Genomic DNA, 19,739 nt, shown 5'->3' with positions numbered 1-19,739 from the left:
ACCCTACTACGCTTTATCAGCCGCAAGTTTACGAACCCACGGACGGTGACTTTCTTTACTGATGATTTCGTTTCTAAAACGAACCATAGTCACAGCACCAAAGAAAAAGGCGAAGCCGAAGATGTTGAGAAGAAGCGGCCATAGCATGTCACTTGAAATAGAAGGCTGATCGAACTTAGTAATAGTCGCGCCTTGGTGAAGTGTATTCCACCACTCTACTGAAAAGTGAATGATAGGTAGGTTGATGACACCAACGATCGCCAAAATACCGGCTGCTTTCGCTGCGGTTTTTTGGTCGTCAAACGCGTGGTGTAGTGCAATCACACCCAAGTATAGGAATAGAAGAATCAGCTCTGAGGTCAAACGCGCATCCCAAACCCACCAAGCTCCCCACATTGGTTTACCCCAAACAGCACCAGTTAGCAGCGCTATGAAGGTAAATACAGCACCAATAGGCGCCATAGCCAATGCAGCCATGTCTGATAATCTCACCTGCCATACCAAGCCGATGAATGCTGCAATTGCCATCGACATGTATACACCCATCGACCAAATTGCAGACGGAACATGGATATAGATGATACGGAAGCTATCGCCTTGTTGGTAATCAGAAGGCGCAAATGCAAGCCCCCACACAGTACCGGCGGATAGACACAATAGCGCTAGGATAGAGAACCATGGCAGAAGTTTACCAGCAAGCTGATAAGAGGTTTCTGCTTTGGCATAGGGATGGAGCCATTTCCACATGTTGTAATCTCACTCTTACTTCATATTGCTTACAGCTATTACAGCTATAATTATTATAATTTATTTGGCTTACTGTCTCTTTCAGTGACTCTATGAGTTTAAAAGCTTCAATTAGTTCACTCTGAACAAACAAAGTGGAAGTGAGCGCTTAGTTAGCTAGTTTTAATCAGATAATTAACTAGTTAACACTCACTCTCAGCGCTGCGCTTATGGCAAATGGGGTGAGCGTCATTGCGCCCATTAGCATTGCCCCTAACACAGCTAATTGTCCGTTATACGCAACGCCTAGTGCTGCCGCATCAATCGCTGATGTAGCAAATATAAGAATTGGGATATACAACGGCAAAATAAGCAGACTTAACAGCACACCGCCTTTTTGTAATCCAACCGTTAAAGCGACACCAATCGCACCAATAAAGCTTAATGCAGGCGTACCCACCAATAACGTTAAGACCACCGATAACCAAGTATCGAAATCTAAGGACAGCAGTACCGCTAACAACGGACTGATCAATATTAATGGTAACCCTGTCAATAACCAGTGCGCTATGACCTTGGACAATACTACCAACTGCAACGGGATGGGCATCAGCATCATCTGCTCGAGGGCGCCATCTTGGAAATCATCTCGGAATAATCGTTCGAGAGAGAGTAATGCAGAAAGTAAAGCAGCAACCCAAACAATGCCCGCTGCGATACGCGCAAGTAGGTTTGGCTCAGGGCCGATACTCAATGGGAAAAGGGTGATGACAATGATAAAAAACCACAGAGGGTTAAAGATATCGGCTTGGCGACGAAATGCGATCAACAGCTCACGTCGAATGATCGTTGTCATTGAAGAAATCATATTACTCACCCAACTTTATTTTTCTTAGTTTCGGGCTATCAGCAAACATGTCTTGGTGTGTGGTTAATAACACAATGCCACCGTTGTCTGCATGCTGAGAAAAAAGAGACTCAAGAACTTTAACGCCCTGCTTATCAATGGCAGTCAGCGGTTCATCTAGAATCCACAACATTTGCTTACTTAACCATAGACGAGCCAATGCTACACGGCGCTGTTGACCCGCCGAAAGTTGACCTGCAGGCACGTCTTCTCGTCCAGCAAGGCCGACTTGAGCCAATGCATTGTAAAGTTCTTCCTTACTCGTTCCACTGCTGTGAATCGATTGATAGAAGCTCAGGTTTTCATAGGCACTAAGCTCGCGTTTTACGCCAGTTTGGTGACCAAGAAAAAGCAAATTTTGGTGATACACATCTCGACTCGTTTCAATGGACTCACCATCCCAAGAGATAGTGCCTTCATCACGATCACCTAAGCCGGTGATAATCCTAAGGAGTGTCGTTTTCCCAGTACCGTTACGACCTTCAACTTGAACCAGCTCACCGGGTTTCAATTGAAAAGACAACGATTCAAATAGAACCCTGTCGTCACGAATAGCAGTTAAATTTGAGACTTCAAGCATAGGTAAATTTAGTCGAGTAATGAAAGGGCTATAGTAGCACACCAATATGGTGACAAAACAGGACTAGGCGTTTTCGATAGAACAAACTCCGTAAGAAACTGTTACCACCGCATCACAATTTACACATTTTCATCAACAAACAAGATACTGCCTTAGATACAAGCACTTATAAACATCGTTCTATATAGAGCTGTCAGGCATAAAAAAAGAAGCCGAAGCTTCTTTTAAGAGGAGTGCACGATAAACACCAATTACTCAATACGCAGCGAGCGCTCAATTTAACGACGTCGAGTTGGGTCTCTGCGCTTATGAGATGCATCTGGTTGTTCATCGTACGATGAAGGGTTACTTCTTAGCGAAGGGATTTTTTCCTTACCCGCGAGCTTATTCTGCAGAGACATCATCAGCTCAGCTTCAGCTTTAGGTAATTCACACTCTTCGATCAGTTCGTTTATCCCTGCACCAAGCTGAACCATTTTCGTTGCACGCGTGTACAAGCGCCCATCGGTATCAACATGTTCCAGCTCTACAATGCGTTCATTCAAGTGCTTGATTAGATCTTGCTGTTCCGTCACTTTCTGACCAAGGCCAACCACGACAGAGCGAACCTCAAGCAATTGCTTGCTCGATTTTTGAAGCTCTTTGTCCAAGTTACGAACTTGCAGACGTGACTGATCGAGCTGCTTTTGAATCGCACGTTTTACTTTGCTAATCAAAATCACGATGAATAACGTAAAAACCCCGACTCCGGCAATCAGAGCAACAGGGCTTAAAGGAAGCGCTTCAAACATTACAGGTGAGCCATCTCATCCCATTCGTCTTCGCTTAGTAGTTTGTTTAGATCTACCAAGATAAGCAGCTTGCCATCACGATTACTAACACCTTGGATGAACTTAGCACTTTCATCAGTACCAACACTTGGAGTTGTGTCGATTTCAGAAGAACGTAGGTAAACCACTTCAGCAACGCTGTCTACTAGAATGCCAATGACTTGACGCTCAGATTCAATAACGATGATACGAGTGTTGTCTGTGATTTCACCTTGCATCAAACCAAAGCGAGAACGAGTGTCGATAACAGTAACAACGTTACCACGCAGGTTAATAATACCTAGAACGTAATCTGGAGCACCCGGTACTGGAGCAATTTCACTGTAGCGAAGTACTTCACGTACCTGCATAACATTAATGCCGTAAGTTTCTTCTTCTAGCTGGAATGTCACCCATTGAAGTACTTCATCATTGGTTGGGTCTTTTCTTACTTCAATTTCACTCATATGAGACATATTTAATCCTCTTGCCGTCGTTACCGACCACTATTATTAACTTGATGCGTTTATTGTTAGCCTAATGCTTATTACTAGCTTAATGCTTTTACATCTAGCCCTGCGTTTAGCATGGCGATCAATGCTTCAACATGAATCAAAGCACACATTTTTTCTTTTACCATACCAGCGAGCCATGGGCGTTTACCTGCCATTTCTCGCCAACGAACTTTATCTGTATTAAGAAGCTCGGTACCTTTAAGTTCAGTACCCGCAAGCCCCCATAAGCTTTCGCCAAGCATCACTATATATTGATAGTTTTCTTTGTATTCATCATTCGTTAGTTTCTCAGGCATCACCCACTTTGCGGTGTCGACCACATCTAACTGACTCTCTCGGTTTGTTTGCAAACCTAAATACCAAGCAGGCTTACCAATCAAATGGCTTAGCTCTTCAAGGCGATGAATACCACCAAGCTCATCAAGAGGGACAGCAAATGTTACCCCGTTGACATCAAAATACAGTACCTGAAAGTCTTCTGTTCGAGCCGTAGTTTCCCAAGATGTAAACCGTTCAATACCGCCAGATTGAGTTTCAAGCTCAACCTCGGGTTCACTGATAGATTCAATTTCTGACTCTTCAGTGTGAGTTCCGTCTTGCAGAGCTTCAACGTGCGACTCTTCAGCTATTGGATACTCTTCAGCTATTGGTGAATCAGCTTGCTGCTCAATTGGTCGTTCCACAGGTCGATCAACAACCATTGACGAATCTGACTCTGGGAGGTTCCAGTCTTGAATCTCAGACTCTACAGAAAGCTGAACGGATTCCACCGCAGCATCAAACATTTGCATGTCTGCTTGCTGAGCGATTTTCTGCGTGTTCTGATCCATTAATTCATCAAGATTCAGTTCATCAACCACGTTCGTCGCTTCTAAGCGGCTCAGTAATTTTTGAACGTCTTCCAGATTAGGCACTTCAAATTCAGCTTCTCGCAACTCGGCATAGGTCGAGTAACTCGAATATTTGGGCTCTGGCTCTGGCTCTGGCTCTGGCTCTGGCTCTGGCTCTGGCTCTGGCTCTGGCTCTGGCTCTGGCTCTGGCTCTGGCTCTGGCTCTGGCTCTGGCTCTGGCTCTGGCTCTGGCTCTGCAGATGATGACTCATCGCTGGTCTCGTCAACAAAAAATTCGTCAGAATCCAGCATTTCATCACCTAACAGCGCAGTAAAGTAATCATCAAGTGCTTGTTCACTTGATAAACTTGATCGCGCCATTGTTGATTCTTTATTCGCGCTCATTTATCGCCAGCCTTTCGAGATAAATAAGCAGCTGTTTGTAAGCAAATACACCACGACTACCCGATGCAAAATGAGATGCTGGTAAGCGCTTTAGGCTAGCATCTCGAAACTTAGTGTCTATCGGCACAGCGGATGTCCAAACTTGATTTGGATAATCTTCTTTTAACTGAGTTAATGTTTGCAGTGATGCTTTAGTTCGCTTGTCGTACATCGTCGGGACAATCGTCACCTTAAACGGTGTTTTGCGAGACTTCTGCATGATAGCCAAAGTGCGAATCATGCGCTCTAAGCCCTTCATTGCCAAAAACTCAGTCTGTACCGGAATCAAAATACGGTCACTGGCAGCCAATGCGTTGACCATCATCACGCCCAAAATCGGCGGACAATCGATAAGTACATAGTCATAGTCGTCTTTCAAAGCGGCCAAAGCACGCTTCAAGATCAACCCCATACCGCTTCGATTTCCCATCACACGGTCTAATGTTGCCAAAGACATGTGCGCGGGAATAATATCGATACCTTCGACTTCAGTTTGTAAAATCAAAGGTCTTACTGTCGGCGCGTTAAACTCACGCAACTGAAATAGATCAAACAGACTCGATTCCACCGTATCTGAGTCGTAACCCAGATAGGTGGTTAGTGATGCATGCGGGTCAGTATCAACCAACAGAACACGGTGCCCCTTCAACGCAAGTAAACCTGCTAGGGTCACAGTCGAGGTCGTTTTACCAACACCACCTTTTTGGTTTGCAACACTCCAAACAATCATTTCGATTTACCTAAGCTAACCCAACTTCAACCAAAATCCTTTCCGCAATGCGGTCTAGAGGGAGGTCTTCAGTAGAAATGCCAGCTTTTGCTACAGCTTGAGGCATACCATATACAACACAGCTATCTTCATCTTGCGCCCAGATTGTCGAGCCCGCAGTTTTTAACATACGCGAACCTTCTCGACCATCAGCGCCCATGCCGGTCAGTATCATAGACAAGACTTTGTCGCCGTAGATCTTCGCTGCAGAGCCGAAGGTTACATCCACACAAGGTTTGTAATTCATTCGGTCGCCGCCATCGATAATTCTTAAGCGAGCAGATCCTGCACGGCCGTCAACCATCATCTGTTTACCACCAGGAGCAAGATAAGCCACTCCAGGTTTCAACACATCTCCGTCCTGTGCTTCGCGAACCTCAATCTTACATAAGGTATTCAGTCGGCTAGCAAAAGCGGCAGTGAACGTTGCTGGCATATGCTGAACTAACACAATCGGATGTGGGTAGTGTGCAGGGATGCGCGTCAAAATTTTCTGTAGTGCAACAGGGCCACCAGTAGAAGTACCAATTGCAGTTAATTGATACTTTTTACCCGAAGCTCTGAATTTCGCCGTTGATGCAACCGCTGGTTTCACTGCTGAAGCTGCGGCTGAAATCGGTTGGCGCAATGGTGTTGAAGTTGTTGCCGGTGTGGCTGTAGCTCGTGGCGCAATAGGAGCACGGCGCATAAATGCACGCTTTGCTGCAATCTGAATCACACGTTGTTGAAGCAATGCGACAGCATCATCGCGGTTACGTGCGATGTCTTCAAACTTCTTAGGTAGGAAGTCTAGAGCACCAGCGTCTAACGCATCTAATGTTGCTCTCGCACCATCATGCGTTAGCGATGAAAACATTAAAATAGGCGTTGGCGACGCAGCCATGATTTCACGAACGGCGGTGATGCCGTCCATGACAGGCATTTCGATGTCCATCGTGATTACGTCAGGTCTCAGCTGTTTCGCTTTCTCAACCGCTTCTTTACCGTTTACTGCTACATCAATGACTTCTAGGCGAGCCTCTGAGTTGATGATCTCGCTAACGCGACGACGAAAAAAACTCGAATCATCAACGACTAATACTTTAATCGCCATATTTATCCTTAAATTAAATTCTTGACGCAGCTGCGTACTGCTTCAACAAGTCCGGCACATCTAGAATCAATGCAATGTGTCCATCACTTGTAATTGTCGCGCCTGCCATTCCTGGCGTGCCCTGTAGTAGTTTATCAAGTGGTTTGATAACAACTTCTTCTTGGCCAATAAGCGTATCAACAACAAAACCAACACGTTGGCTACCAAGTTGTACGATAACAACATGGCCGTGTCCTTTACGCAATTCCACAATACCCGCTTTAGGTGCCAGCCAGTTTTGCAAGTAGAACAACGGAATAGACTTATCGCGAACGATAATCGTCAGCTGGCCATCAACCACGTTTGTACGGCTTAAATCTAGGTGGAAAATCTCGTTCACAGATGCCAATGGCAATGCGAATGGGTGACCTGCAACACCGACCATCAAGGTTGGTAGAATCGCTAGCGTCAATGGAACCTTGATCGTAATCTTGGTGCCTTGCCCCATCTCTGAATCGATATCAATCGAGCCATTCAGTGTGTTGATCGCTGTTTTCACAACGTCCATGCCTACACCACGACCTGAGATATCCGAGATTTTTTCTTTACTTGAGAAGCCAGGAGCAAAGATAAGATTGAAACATTCTTTGTTTGATAAACGAGATGCGGCATCTTCGTCCATCAGACCACGTTTAACCGCAATAGCACGCAACGTATCAGGGTCCATGCCGCCGCCATCATCAACGATAGCCAGTTCAATGTGGTCACCTTCTTGCGAGGCGGAAAGAATCACTTTACCCGTTTGTGATTTGCCAGCCGCAATACGGGCTTCAGGCATTTCAATACCGTGATCCACAGAGTTTCTCACTAAGTGAATCAGAGGATCGGCAAGTGCTTCGACTAAATTCTTATCAAGATCCGTTTCTTCCCCGCGCATTTCAAGAACAATGTCTTTCTTCAAACTACGAGCAAGGTCGCGGACAACTCGTGGGAAACGACCAAAAACTTTCTTGATCGGCTGCATACGAGTCTTCATTACCGCACCTTGGAGGTCTGCGGTAACAACATCTAAATTCGAGACAGCTTTTGCCATCTCTTCATCGTTACTGTTTAAGCCAAGGCTTACAAGTCGATTACGAACCAACACCAGCTCACCCACCATATTCATGATGGTATCCAGTGTTGACGTGTCGACACGAACTGTAGCGTCGGCTTGTTGTTTCTTCGCTGGCACTTTAACTTCAGCTTTCGCTGGTGCTTCTTTAACAGCGACTGGTGCAGATGGCTTAGGCTTAGGAGCGACTTGTGGAGCAGGCACTGGTGCAATAGGCTTCGCTGCAGCAGGTTTAGTTGCTGCATCTAGCTCTTCAATAGTTGGTCCATTACCTGAACCATGTAACTGGTCTAGTAGCTTCTCAAACTCTTCGTCGCTCATCAGGTCATCACCTTCAGACATCGCCGAAACGGGTGCGGAAGAAGGTGCTGGCGGAGGAGGAGGCGCTGAACCTACTGCCGTCGGGCTCTTGCCCGCACCATGCAGTTCATCTAATAACTTTTCGAATTCGTCATCCGTAATATCACCACTCTCAGCAACTGACTGAGGAGCAACAGGAGCTGGCGGCGGTGTTGATACAGAAGATGCTGTTGGTGAACCACCTTTACCATGAAGCTCATCAAGCAGACGCTCAAACTCATCTTCAGAGATATCATCCACTGAAGATGCACTAATGCTTGCGCTTTCGGCGATCGGTTCAGCAGGCGCTTCAAAAGCGGGTTCAGCGATTACTGGTGCTGGGGCTTCTACTGGAGCAGCTTCATCGGTCGACTGTGGTTTACAGAGGCGGTGAAGTTCATCCAATAAAGCTTGATCAGCTGGCACTAAAGGTTCCTGATCTTGCACGGCTTGAAACTGTACATTAACTGTATCTAGCGCCTGCAGCATCGTATCCATCAAACCTGATGTTACGCTGCGCTGGCCGTTTCGTAGAATGTCGAACACATTCTCAGCACCATGACAAGTATCCACCAGCTCAGTCAATGCTAGGAAACCAGCACCACCTTTTACTGTATGGAAACCACGGAAAATAGCATTTAATAGGTCTTTGTCGTCAGGGTTATTCTCAAGCTCTACCAGTTGTTCTGATAGGAGTTCAAGGATCTCTCCTGCTTCGACTAAAAAGTCCTGAAGAATATCTTCGTCTAAATCGTAGCTCATACGTTACCTTTAAAATCCAAGACTGGATAACAAATCGTCGACTTCATCTTGAGATGCAACAGCATCTTCACGCTCTTCTGGGTTCAGAATCGGACCTTCAGGCGCGATAGATGCTTTCTTCTCTGACTCTGGAGTTGGCTCTGTTTGATTCGCACCGAATACGGTGAGAATCTCGACCAAACGTCCTTCAACCTCATTCACCAAGGTAATAACTTTGCTAATTATCTGCCCAGTTAAATCTTGGAAATCCTGAGCCATCAAGATTTCAGTCAATTGTCCACGTAGTTCAGTACTATCGCCTTCTACTTGGACAAGCAATCCATCAATGCGGTGACATAAAGCTTTAAATTGTGCCAGCTCAATGCGGCCATGCATCAGTTCATTCCATTGAGGCCTTACTTGAAGTAAACACTCGTGTAGGTTGTCTGCAATTGGCATACAACGATCGACAGCGTCCATCGTCTTATTTGCCGCAACTTCCGTTTTATCAATGACATACTGAAGGCGATCCCTTGCGTCAGGGATTTCATCATTTGCGATAACGCTGATGCGCTCATCGAAATTGAATTGAGTCAAAGAGTCATGGAGGTCGCGAGTCAAACTTCCTATTTCTTGAAGCATTGGATTGTCTTGAAGACTAAAATTGTCTTCATAAATGCTTCTAACAAGAGAATCAGCATCTTGCTGCTCATCGTTCTCAAGCAGCTCTACTAATTTTTTTGCTTGTTCTAATGAAATCATCCTGAGTTCGGCCTTACTCCGCATACTTTGTGCGCTTAGGCTATCGAGATAAACAGAGAACTTATCGGTCAGTGTTTGCCTAGAAGTGCCTAAAACTTATTGATGCTTATAAGCGATCAAAAATCTTATCAAGTTTCTCTTTCAGCGTTGCAGCAGTGAAAGGCTTCACAATGTAACCATTAACACCCGCTTGCGCTGCTTCGATGATCTGCTCACGCTTCGCTTCCGCAGTGATCATAAGCACTGGAAGGTGCTTAAGTTCTGCATCTGCGCGAATGTGTTTAAGCAGGTCAATACCTTGCATGCCTGGCATGTTCCAGTCAGTTACCACGAAATCAAATTCGCCTTTTTTCAGCATAGGTAACGCGGTTAAGCCATCGTCTGCTTCTTGAGTGTTGTTGAAACCTAAATCGCGAAGTAGGTTTTTAACAATTCGGCGCATCGTTGAAAAATCATCAACAATGAGAATTTTCATGTTTTTGTTCAAATTAGCCTCCACTGAATAGAATCAGTGTTGTTAGTCGTTCTGTGTCCAAGCACTTAACTTAGTGCGTAAACGCTGCATAGATTGGCTCAGTATTTGGCTGACACGAGATTCGCTGACACCTAGTACTTCCCCAATCTCTTTTAAATTGAGTTCTTCGTCGTAATAAAGCGAAAGCACAAGGCCTTCCCTTTCCGGAAGTTGTTTTATCGAATCGATCAAAGCTTGACGGAATGACTCATCAGCAACCCCTTGAAAGGGCGTATTATCTTGAGAGTCTTCATTCGGAGATATTACATCATCTGAGACGCCTAAATCTTCGATCCCGACAAGTCTTGAGCAATTAATATCAGTTAAAGCGTTGTGGTACTGGTCTAAACTCAGCCCCATGTGCTTTGCCACTTCGGCATCACTTGGGTCGCGATTGAGGGTACCCTCTAATTCCGCGATTGCACTGCTGATTTCTCGATTGTTTTTATGAACCGATCTCGGTACCCAGTCACCACGGCGAATGTCATCCAACATAGCTCCGCGAATCCGAATACCTGCATACGTCTCAAAGCTTGCGCCTTTGGTACCATCATAGTTTTGTTGCGCTTCAATCAAGCCAATCATGCCAGCTTGAATTAAGTCATCAACCAAGACATTAGGCGGTAATCGCCCCAACAAGTGATGAGCGATACGTTTAACCAACACAGAATACTTCTCAAAAAAAGCCTGTTGGCTATTGTGATTAGCATGTTGATCGTAAGTAAGCGCTTTATTCACCAAATGGTTCCTCTATAAATTCAGTACGATTCAGCAGCCTTTCAACAAAGAACTCCAAGTGTCCACTTGGCGTTTTTGGTATTGGCCAGGTCAATGCTTTATTAGCCAAAGAGCTGATTGCCAATGCAGCTGGAGAGCGAGGGTACGCATCTACTACGATTTTCTGTCTCTTGACTGATTGACGTACTTTATCATCTAAAGGAATACATGCTACGAGTTCGAGGCTCACATTCAAGAAGCGCTCTGTGACCAAAGTCAACTTTGCAAATAATTCTCGGCCTTCGCGGTAGCTTCTGACCATATTTGCAACAATTTTGAATCGCTGAACTTGGTGCTCTCGGCTCAAAAGCTTGATCAGTGCATATGCATCTGTGATTGAGGTAGGCTCATCACAAACCACAACAACCACGTCTTGCGCCGCTCTTGAGAAGCTAATTACCATGTCTGAAATACCCGCAGCGGTATCAACCAACAAGATATCCATCTCATCTTCAAGCGAACCAAATGCACGAATCAACCCAGCGTGTTGAGCGTGTGAAAGTTCAGTCATGCTTTGTGTGCCAGATGTCGCTGGAATAATTCTAATTCCGTGCGGCCCTTCGACAATCGCATCCTTAAGTTCACATTCGCCAGCCAACACATGACCCAGGTTTCGTTTAGAACGAATGCCCAGCATGATGTCTACGTTAGCCAGCCCTAAGTCGGCATCCAGTACCATGACTTTCTTGCCTTGGCGAGCCATACAAATAGCCATACCTAACGTCACATTCGATTTACCAACGCCTCCCTTACCACCGGTTACAGCGATAACTTTTGTGAGTGAAGGCTTGGTTAAGCGACGGAGGCCGCTAGCTTGATCGTGTATCATATTCTCATTCATATTTATCCGCCGCCTAGAGCCCTTCAGAATCGCTATTCCAGTAATGAGGTTCATTCTCTGTAGATTTTTCTAATAACTCATTAGCCTTAGCAATCATATACTTTGGCTGAGCTATGACGATATCTTCAGGAACTCGTTGACCATTTGCTATGTAAGCAACTGGTAATGCATTTTGTATTACCACACTGATGAACTCACCCAAGCTAAGGGATTCATCCAGCTTAGTCAGGATACATCCCGACAACGGGATTCTTCTAAAGTGTTCAATGGTTTCTTGTAGTACTTTGCGTTGTGCAGTTGCAGGCAACACAAGGTAACTATTGATAACGGAACCACTCTCTTGCATCAATGTGTCTAACTGCTCAGATAGGCGAACATCTCGTTGTCCCATGCCTGCAGTATCGACCAGAATCAGGCGACGATTACGTAACTGATATATTACATCGGCCAATTCACTAGAATCTTTAGCAACTCTTACAGGACAACCCATAATTCGACCATAAATCGATAACTGCTCATGTGCACCTATACGATATGTGTCCGTTGTCACTAGTGCGACGTTGTCGGCGCCATATTCCATGGCTGCGCGTGCTGCTAGCTTAGCAACCGTCGTTGTTTTACCTACGCCAGTCGGGCCCAATAAGGCCACAATACCACCGCGTTTTAAAATATCTTTTTGCGTTACCGAGATCTGGTCAGCAACCAGTGCTAACAAGGCCTTCCATGCGCGTGCAGGCTTGGTATCTTCAGGGATGTAGCAAGCCATTTGATCGGCAAGTTCGGCAGATACACCCATACGCTCAAGGCGTTTGATAAGCATTGCTCTGAGCGGTTCACGACGCTCAACTTCTTGCCACATTAGCCCTGATACTTGATGCTCTAATAGACGACGAATTGAGGTCATCTCTTCACGCATCGTCTCCATTTCTGCATCTGAACCTTTCGACTGAGGGTTCTCACGACCACGATCATAACGGGTAGGATCCAAACGAGGTGCTGGACGCTCTACTCTGCGGTCTTCGGCAATCAATTTAGATAAGCCTGTTTCACGAGCAAATGCTGAATCGAGGCTCCCGTGAGTTTGTTGGTTACCGGAAGACTGCTGATTACCGGAAGATTGTTGACTGCCAAGAGACGGCTGGTTGCCGAGAGACTGACGATTACTATGCGGCTGCTGATTGCTATGTGGCTTATGACCCGTGCTGGATTGGCGATTAAGCAATGCTGACAACGAGTCTTCGTTTTCTGCACGGTGTTGTGGCTCATCATCGGCACCATGACTGTATTGCTTTAGCATATTCGCAAAGCGTTTGGTCATTGAGCGTCCACCTTCAGCACTTGCCTGTAGGCTAACCTTGTCATCGTCTAATTGACGACGCCCTGCCGGTGCTGCGGGCGCGGCCATTTGCGTATATTGGCTTTGCGCAGGCTGCTGAGGTTTATTTAATCTCTGGCTCGCTGTCGACGGGCTAGATTCGCCATCAATAGCGGCAACAATTTCCACGCCACCTGCGACCTTTTTGTTAGACATGATCACCGCTTCTGAGCCAAGTTCTTCTTTAACTTGGAGCAGTGCGGTTCGCATATCTTTTGCAAAAAATCGTTTAATTTTCAATTCGATCGTCCGTTCTAATTAGGCGGCTTAATTACCAACAGCTTGTACTATACGTATCTGCTTTTCGTCCGGTATCTCTTGGTAAGATAACACTCTCAAGCTTGGGATCGTGTTCTTCACGAACTTAGCCAGAGTTGAACGCAATACACCAGAGGTCAGTAGCACTGCTGGCTCACCTTTCAGCTCTTGCTCTTGTGTGGCATGGCTGAGTGAGGTCTGTAAACGTTCGGCTAAACCAGGTTCAATACCAGCAGATTCTCCGCCGGATGCCTGCATGGTTTGATGCAAGATTTGTTCCAGCTCTGGGATCAAGGTTATCACGGGCAACTCTGGCTCTATGCCATTGATTTCTTGAACAATTAGTCGTTTCAAAGAGATACGAACAGCCGCCGTAAGTATGTCAGGTTCTTGACTCTTACTTGAGTACTCCGACAAAGTTTGGACTATTGTTCGAATATCACGAATTGGAATGGCTTCATTCAATAGGTTCTGTAGCACTTTCACAACGACGCCAAGCTGTAATTGGTCCGGTACAAAGCCTTCTACCAGCTTAGGCGTTGAACGGCTAAGCATCTCAAGTAAGTTTTGTACTTCTTCGTGACCAATAAGTTGTGATGCGTTATTCGTTAGCTGTTGACTGAGGTGAGTGGCCAACACGGTTGATGAATCAACAACCGTGTAACCTAAGGCTTGCGCATGTTCACGCTGCTCTTCACGAATCCACACGGCTTCTAGACCAAAGGCAGGGTCAATCGTCGGCTCACCATCGATCATTCCATACACTTGGCCTGGGTTAATGGCTAATTCCATATCCGGCTTAATCTCAGCCTCACCAACCGCAACCCCCATTAAGGTGAGTCGGTAACTGTTTGGCGTCAATTCTAGGTTATCGCGGATGTGTACTGCTGGGATCAAGAAACCAAAATCTTGAGACAGCTTCTTACGCACCCCTTTAACGCGTTCAAGCAGTTCGCCACCTTGGTCTCTGTCAACTAGAGGAATCAAGCGGTAGCCAACTTCTAAGCCAATAATATCAACAGGCTGAACATCATCCCACGAAAGTTCTTTCTGAGAACCCGTCTCCCCACTCGCTTCAACCGTAGCTGGAAGGTTGGGTTGTTCGGCTTTTTTCTTGTTCTTTTTATCAATGTAATAGGCACCTGCACCTGCAACGACAGCAAGGCTCAAGAACGAGAAATGCGGCATACCCGGCACAATACCCATGATGCCAAGGATAGCGGCGGTGATCATCAAGGACTTAGGATTGTCGAACAATTGGAAGAAGAGCTGTTGCCCCATATCTTCATCAGTATTTTGACGCGTTACCATCATCGCAGCAGCGATAGAAAGCAGTAGAGAAGGAATTTGAGCAACCAGACCATCACCGATAGTCAGTAGCGTGTAGATTTCGATTGCTTCACCAAAACCAAGGTCAAACTGAACCATACCAATACTCAGGCCACCAATAATGTTGATGAACAAGATCAAGATACCAGCGATCGCATCACCTTTAACAAACTTAGATGCACCGTCCATTGAACCGTAGAAATCGGCTTCTTTGGTCACTTCAAAACGTCGAGTACGAGCCTGATCTTGGTCGATCAAACCTGCATTTAAGTCGGCATCGATTGCCATCTGCTTACCCGGTAAAGCATCAAGGGTAAAACGTGCACTTACTTCCGAGATACGACCCGCACCTTTGGTGACAACCATGAAGTTGATGATCATCAGGATCAAGAACACCACCAAACCAACCGCATAGTTACCACCGATAACCACGTTACCAAAGGCTTCGATAACGTTACCGGCAGCGTCACCCCCCTCATGGCCATGGAGCAATACCACACGTGTCGAAGCAACGTTCAAGGCCAAGCGGAGCAGAGTCGCAATCAGGAGTACGGTCGGGAATGCAGCGAAGTCTAAAGGCCGACGGGTATAAACCGAAACCAATAGCACAACCATAGACAGTGCAATGTTGAAGGTGAAGAACATATCCAACAAGAAAGCTGGAATGGGCAACACCACCATAGCTAGCGTTGCAAGCACCATAACAGGCGCGCCAATCGCAGGCATGGCACGGTTAGGAATTTTAGGTAGCTTGTCCGCAAAAGGCAGGGTGAATTTCATAAATCTAGGCAGTTTCGCTATGTTGTAGCTATCTCACTAAGCAGATTGAGGCCTAGGTCTAAGCTATGTTGCTATGGGCTAATATGTTCGGAATTGATATAGCAAACACTGTACCAACATCTCACGTCAAATTATCGCCATCACCTCGGAAACAAGAGGGGTAGCTAAGTTGCTATTATCAGGGTTCATCAAGCTGAGCTCAAGCAATTGATCTAATGTCGTAAATCAGGTGGGATCGGCATATTAGAATCTTGCAGTTTTGGCCTCTCTCCACCTTTTTTTCGGTATTGCTTAAGCTGGAAAACATATGCAAGTACTTGTGCAACTGCCGCAAACAGACCGTCAGGAATTTGTTGTTCTAGCTCTGTGGTGTGATAAAGCGCCCTGGCCAATGGCGGTGCTGGAATAATATAGATGTCATTTTCTCGTGCGATTTCACGGATCTTCATCGCCATGTGATCGACACCTTTAGCAACCACAATTGGTGCCTTATCTTGATTCTGCTTATAGCGCAGCGCCACTGAAAAGTGTTCCGGGTTGGTCACAATCACATCCGCTTGAGGAACGTCAGCCATCATTCGTCGTTGAGCGGCTTCTCGTTGCAGCATACGAATACGCCCTTTTACTTCGGGCTTACCTTCCGTGTCTTTGAATTCGTCTTTGACTTCTTGCTTGGTCATCTTCAGCTGATCGGCGTGTTGCCAAATCTGGAATGGGATATCAATGGCGACCACGATGAGTAGAGAACAACTGATCAACAGGATGAAGTTAAGCAAAATATCTAAGGCATGGAATATATTCTGTGGGTACACATCCATACTCAACTGCATCAAGTCATGTTGAGAAGCTTGAATCAGGTAAATGGCCATGCCCGATACCAAAGCCACTTTCAAGATAGATTTCAGCAGTTCAACCCAGCTTTGTAAGCCAAACATACGCTTGATACCACTCAAAGGATTGAGCTTAGATGCCTTTGGCATAGCGGCTTGCATTGAGAAATTGACCCCACCAACACCCGCAGCGCCAATCACAGCAGCAACGAACAAAGTGATTAGAATCAAGAACAGTGGAAACAACAAGTTTACTAGTGCGCCACCCGCTATTTCCAGTAGTTTGTTAGTATCAAAAATCTCGTCACGACTGAGTGAAAACAGGCGTTGCATGGCCTCGAACAAAGCCTTCGCCATCGATTCGCCAAACCACATTAAAGAAATCGCACCGACTATCAATACCGATGCTGACGCCAGCTCTTTTGACCTTGCAACCTGCCCTTTCTCTTTGGCCTGTTGCAAGCGTTTGGGCGTGGCGTCTTCTGTGCGTTCTTGGCCGTCTGACTCTGCCATTTCAGTCTCCTAGCAATCTAACCGGATTAGACGACATATCTGTTGCTCGCCTTGTATCCAAAATAGCTCATAGTGGCTAAACAATCCGCCAAGGATGTACCAACAAAGTAACAGACCCACGAGTAGCGCAAATGCAAAACCCAAAGAAAATATGTTTAGCTGAGGTGCCGCACGTGTCATTACACCAAATGAAAGGTTAATCGTCAGCAGCGCAATAATACCCGATAACGACATCGCTAATGCTGTTTTGAACATGATTCCAAGCCACAATGCCAGCTCTCTGAAATCGACGGCGGTTAAAGAGCCACTGCCAATCGGCAAGGTTTTAAAACTGAACACCACCAATTGCAGCATTTTCAAGTGGCCATCGGTCGCCAAGAAAAACATGGTCGCCAACAGCATGAACAGTTGGCCAAGTACTGGCGTATTTTGACCGTTCGCAGGATCGACCATAGAGGCAAAACCCAAACTCGATTGCATACCTAAAATCTGACCGAGCATAACAAAAGTTTGAATCAAAAACTGAGTAACAAACCCCATGGCGACACCAATCACGATTTGTTCAAATACCGTCAAGAATCCTTGGAAGGACAGCAGCTCAATCTCTTTAGGAACTGCTGGGATTGCGGGCATCACAGCAAAGGTGATCGCCAAACCTAAATACAGACGGATACGCGGCGACACAAAGCGTGCCCCTGTTACCGTCATCACCATCAGCATGGCTGAGATGCGAGTGTATGGCCAAAAATAATTGGCTAACCACTCTAGTACAAGGCTCGTTGGGTATTCCATATTGGTTTAATACAGAACTTGCGGCAAGCGTTCGATGAGTTCGAAAAAAAACTCCATCATCATCTGAGTCATCCAGTGAGCAAACATCATCAACGCCAATAACGTCACGATCAAACGCGGTAGGAAACTCAATGTTTGTTCGTTGATAGACGTCGCAGCTTGGAAAACCGCTACGACTAAACCAATCAATAGGCTAGGAATAATAATGGCACATACCATTATCAGTACCATCCAAAGTGCATCTCGGAACAACTCTACGAATATTTCAGGATTCATTATTCCCCCAGCTACAAGGCAAAACTGCCGGCGAGAGTGGAGAGTATCAAGTTCCAACCATCAACAAGAACGAACAGCATCAACTTAAATGGTAACGATACAATCATCGGTGACAACATCATCATACCCATAGCCATTAATACCGAGGCGACCACCAAGTCGATGATTAAGAAAGGTAAGAACAGCATGAAGCCAATTTGGAAAGCCGTTTTCAACTCCGATGTGATAAACGCTGGAATCAGAACCGCCATGGAAACATCTTCAGGGTTAGTTACTTCCGCACCCGAGATCTCAACAAAGGTTTCTAGATCTTTGATTCGGGTTTGTTTGAGCATGAAAGACTTGATCGGGCCTTGGGCAACGTCGAACGCCTGTCGTGCCGATATTTGTTCATTGAGATAAGGCTGAACCGCTTGCTCATTCACTTGATTGATCACTGGTGACATGATGAAAAAGGTCAAAAATATCGCGATCCCAATAATCACTTGGTTTGAAGGCGTTTGTTGGAGACCCATTGCCTGACGCAAAATAGACATCACCACCACAATACGGGTGAACGACGTCATCAAAATTACCATTGCCGGCAAGAAGCCAAGCATGGTCATTAGGGCCAATATCTGTAAATTGATCGAGTAGTCTTCACCACCGTTAGCATTAGTCGTCATGGTAAAGGCAGGAATACCACCACCATTTCCCGTTAAGCTGCCTGTGGTCATGGTTTGCGATGTAGCTTGATCTTTTTCCATCGAGCTGATGGTTACCGACTCAGAGCCAGCCGTATTCGCAGGGATAACTGTGCCGTCTTCGGCCTGCGCAAATACCGACCCACTGAATACGATAGAGCAGAGAAGAATGAGCTGAACTAACAGCACTTTTACCGTTCGGAATGATCCGATTTGGTAAAAGTAAGATGAATTCGAAAATCCGTTACTTATTTGCATCTTTTTTTATTAGCTGGGAAAGCTGACTTGAAAACGTACTTTTTTCCAGCATCTCCTGAGTAAGAGGTTTATCGAGCTTAGAGATCAGCTGAATGGATTGCGTAGTAATGCCGACTAAGAACTGTTCATCACCCGCTTGAACAATCGCAATGCGTTCTTTAGTTCCAACAGGAATTTGTCTAACAATGGCTAGGCCTTGTTGATTCGACATCGCTGGCACTTGCATTCGCTTGAGTAACCAAGCAATAAATAAGATGAAGGCGATAACGAAAATTAGCGACCCAAAAGTGGTCGCTAAATCTAGAGAAGGAGGCGCAGCAAAGGCAATAGAAGGCGTAGACAACAGCCCTATTCCCAATGTTCCACGGGACAAGCGTGTGATTTCACGAAACAAGCCGGTCACTCCGCTAAACAAACCAGCTATCCCGTGAGACGAGCCCACCAATCTTTTTGGCGAAAAGCGCATTAACGTAGCTTCTTAATTCGTTCTGTTTGGCTAATTACGTCAGTCAAACGAATACCAAATTTGTCGTTCACCACAACCACTTCTCCGTGAGCAATCAGAGTACCGTTAACCATCACGTCTAGTGACTCACCAGCAATTCTATCGAGCTCTACAACCGAACCTTGGTTCAATTGAAGTAAGTTACGGATACTGATCTGAGAACGGCCAACTTCCATCGAGATAGTCACTGGGATATCCATGATGGTATCCAGTTTACGACGCTCATCTTCAGAAATCGGAGACGATGAATCGGTTAGTTCATCAAGTGGTGCCGCAAGCACATCATCAACATCAATTGACGGTGCTAAAGGGTCTTCACCAAGTGCAGCAGCCCATTCGTCTGCTAGCTTTTGATCTTCACTAGGTTCCATTACCAATTCCTATACTTTTATCTATTTTG

The 19,739-nt window shown here is 45.7% G+C and carries 21 protein-coding genes; all 21 read right to left on the bottom strand.

Going from position 1 to position 19,739, the window contains the following annotated elements; genetic code table 11:
- Window positions 1-6: 6 nt before the first annotated feature.
- A complete protein-coding gene (locus tag DUN60_RS02760; RefSeq protein ID WP_054548164.1) occupies window positions 7-747 on the bottom strand; it encodes a heme ABC transporter permease in 741 nt (246 codons plus the stop codon).
- A 178-nt stretch (window positions 748-925) separates the two neighbouring features.
- On the bottom strand, window positions 926-1,594 hold the full coding sequence (gene ccmB, locus DUN60_RS02755) for a heme exporter protein CcmB (RefSeq protein WP_004736228.1): 669 nt from the start codon (window positions 1,592-1,594) through the stop codon (window positions 926-928).
- 1 nt (window position 1,595) lies between these two features.
- Window positions 1,596-2,213, bottom strand: a complete 618-nt coding sequence (ccmA, locus tag DUN60_RS02750) for a cytochrome c biogenesis heme-transporting ATPase CcmA (RefSeq protein ID WP_012603450.1) — start codon at window positions 2,211-2,213, stop codon at window positions 1,596-1,598.
- 278 nt (window positions 2,214-2,491) lie between these two features.
- The gene (locus tag DUN60_RS02745) at window positions 2,492-3,004 is read right to left on the bottom strand and encodes a DUF2802 domain-containing protein (RefSeq protein WP_017090989.1); all 513 of its coding nucleotides are present in this window, start codon (window positions 3,002-3,004) and stop codon (window positions 2,492-2,494) included.
- Entirely contained in the window at window positions 3,004-3,498 is a 495-nt protein-coding gene (locus tag DUN60_RS02740; protein WP_004736225.1) for a chemotaxis protein CheW, read from the bottom strand. Before DUN60_RS02740 ends, DUN60_RS02745 begins: the two co-directional genes overlap by 1 nt.
- A gap of 74 nt (window positions 3,499-3,572) precedes the next feature.
- Entirely contained in the window at window positions 3,573-4,772 is a 1,200-nt protein-coding gene (locus DUN60_RS02735) for a chemotaxis protein CheW (protein WP_114633112.1), read from the bottom strand.
- Window positions 4,759-5,541, bottom strand: a complete 783-nt coding sequence (locus tag DUN60_RS02730) for a ParA family protein (RefSeq protein ID WP_017076808.1) — start codon at window positions 5,539-5,541, stop codon at window positions 4,759-4,761. The genes DUN60_RS02735 and DUN60_RS02730 overlap by 14 nt, the downstream gene beginning before the upstream one ends.
- A 10-nt stretch (window positions 5,542-5,551) precedes the next feature.
- Window positions 5,552-6,673, bottom strand: coding sequence for a protein-glutamate methylesterase/protein-glutamine glutaminase (locus tag DUN60_RS02725; RefSeq protein WP_017076809.1), 1,122 nt, complete (start codon window positions 6,671-6,673; stop codon window positions 5,552-5,554).
- A 13-nt stretch (window positions 6,674-6,686) separates the two neighbouring features.
- Complete coding sequence (locus DUN60_RS02720) at window positions 6,687-8,867, bottom strand: chemotaxis protein CheA (protein ID WP_114633111.1); 2,181 nt, start codon at window positions 8,865-8,867, stop codon at window positions 6,687-6,689.
- 9 nt (window positions 8,868-8,876) lie between these two features.
- Window positions 8,877-9,608 carry a protein phosphatase CheZ gene (locus DUN60_RS02715; protein WP_017076811.1) on the bottom strand — a complete coding sequence of 244 codons (732 nt, stop codon included), beginning with the start codon at window positions 9,606-9,608 and terminating at the stop codon, window positions 8,877-8,879.
- A gap of 106 nt (window positions 9,609-9,714) precedes the next feature.
- The gene (cheY, locus tag DUN60_RS02710; protein ID WP_016767062.1) at window positions 9,715-10,083 is read right to left on the bottom strand and encodes a chemotaxis response regulator CheY; all 369 of its coding nucleotides are present in this window, start codon (window positions 10,081-10,083) and stop codon (window positions 9,715-9,717) included.
- Between the two features lie 42 nt (window positions 10,084-10,125).
- Window positions 10,126-10,860: an RNA polymerase sigma factor FliA gene (locus DUN60_RS02705; protein ID WP_017076812.1), complete on the bottom strand. Its 735-nt coding sequence runs from the start codon at window positions 10,858-10,860 to the stop codon at window positions 10,126-10,128.
- A complete protein-coding gene (locus DUN60_RS02700; protein WP_004736216.1) occupies window positions 10,853-11,740 on the bottom strand; it encodes a MinD/ParA family protein in 888 nt (295 codons plus the stop codon). The genes DUN60_RS02705 and DUN60_RS02700 overlap by 8 nt, the downstream gene beginning before the upstream one ends.
- Before the next feature lie 13 nt (window positions 11,741-11,753).
- Window positions 11,754-13,355, bottom strand: a complete 1,602-nt coding sequence (flhF, locus tag DUN60_RS02695) for a flagellar biosynthesis GTPase FlhF (protein ID WP_114633110.1) — start codon at window positions 13,353-13,355, stop codon at window positions 11,754-11,756.
- Between the two features lie 27 nt (window positions 13,356-13,382).
- On the bottom strand, window positions 13,383-15,482 hold the full coding sequence (gene flhA, locus DUN60_RS02690; protein WP_004736214.1) for a flagellar biosynthesis protein FlhA: 2,100 nt from the start codon (window positions 15,480-15,482) through the stop codon (window positions 13,383-13,385).
- A 212-nt stretch (window positions 15,483-15,694) separates the two neighbouring features.
- Window positions 15,695-16,825: a flagellar biosynthesis protein FlhB gene (gene flhB / locus DUN60_RS02685; protein ID WP_004736213.1), complete on the bottom strand. Its 1,131-nt coding sequence runs from the start codon at window positions 16,823-16,825 to the stop codon at window positions 15,695-15,697.
- Between the two features lie 9 nt (window positions 16,826-16,834).
- On the bottom strand, window positions 16,835-17,617 hold the full coding sequence (fliR, locus tag DUN60_RS02680) for a flagellar biosynthetic protein FliR (protein WP_004736212.1): 783 nt from the start codon (window positions 17,615-17,617) through the stop codon (window positions 16,835-16,837).
- Between the two features lie 6 nt (window positions 17,618-17,623).
- The gene (gene fliQ / locus DUN60_RS02675) at window positions 17,624-17,893 is read right to left on the bottom strand and encodes a flagellar biosynthesis protein FliQ (RefSeq protein ID WP_004736211.1); all 270 of its coding nucleotides are present in this window, start codon (window positions 17,891-17,893) and stop codon (window positions 17,624-17,626) included.
- A gap of 11 nt (window positions 17,894-17,904) precedes the next feature.
- A complete protein-coding gene (gene fliP / locus DUN60_RS02670) occupies window positions 17,905-18,834 on the bottom strand; it encodes a flagellar type III secretion system pore protein FliP (protein ID WP_017073197.1) in 930 nt (309 codons plus the stop codon).
- Entirely contained in the window at window positions 18,821-19,300 is a 480-nt protein-coding gene (gene fliO / locus DUN60_RS02665; protein WP_114633109.1) for a flagellar biosynthetic protein FliO, read from the bottom strand. Before fliO ends, fliP begins: the two co-directional genes overlap by 14 nt.
- Window positions 19,300-19,710 (bottom strand): flagellar motor switch protein FliN, encoded by a 411-nt coding sequence (gene fliN / locus DUN60_RS02660; protein ID WP_004736208.1) that lies wholly within the window; start codon window positions 19,708-19,710, stop codon window positions 19,300-19,302. Before fliN ends, fliO begins: the two co-directional genes overlap by 1 nt.
- Window positions 19,711-19,739 lie beyond the last annotated feature (29 nt).

The sequence above is a fragment of the Vibrio splendidus genome, assembly GCF_003345295.1.
Taxonomy (GTDB): Bacteria; Pseudomonadota; Gammaproteobacteria; order Enterobacterales; family Vibrionaceae; genus Vibrio; species Vibrio splendidus_K.
Note: the sequence above shows the minus strand (reverse complement) of the source record. Positions and strands in the feature narration are given on the sequence as shown.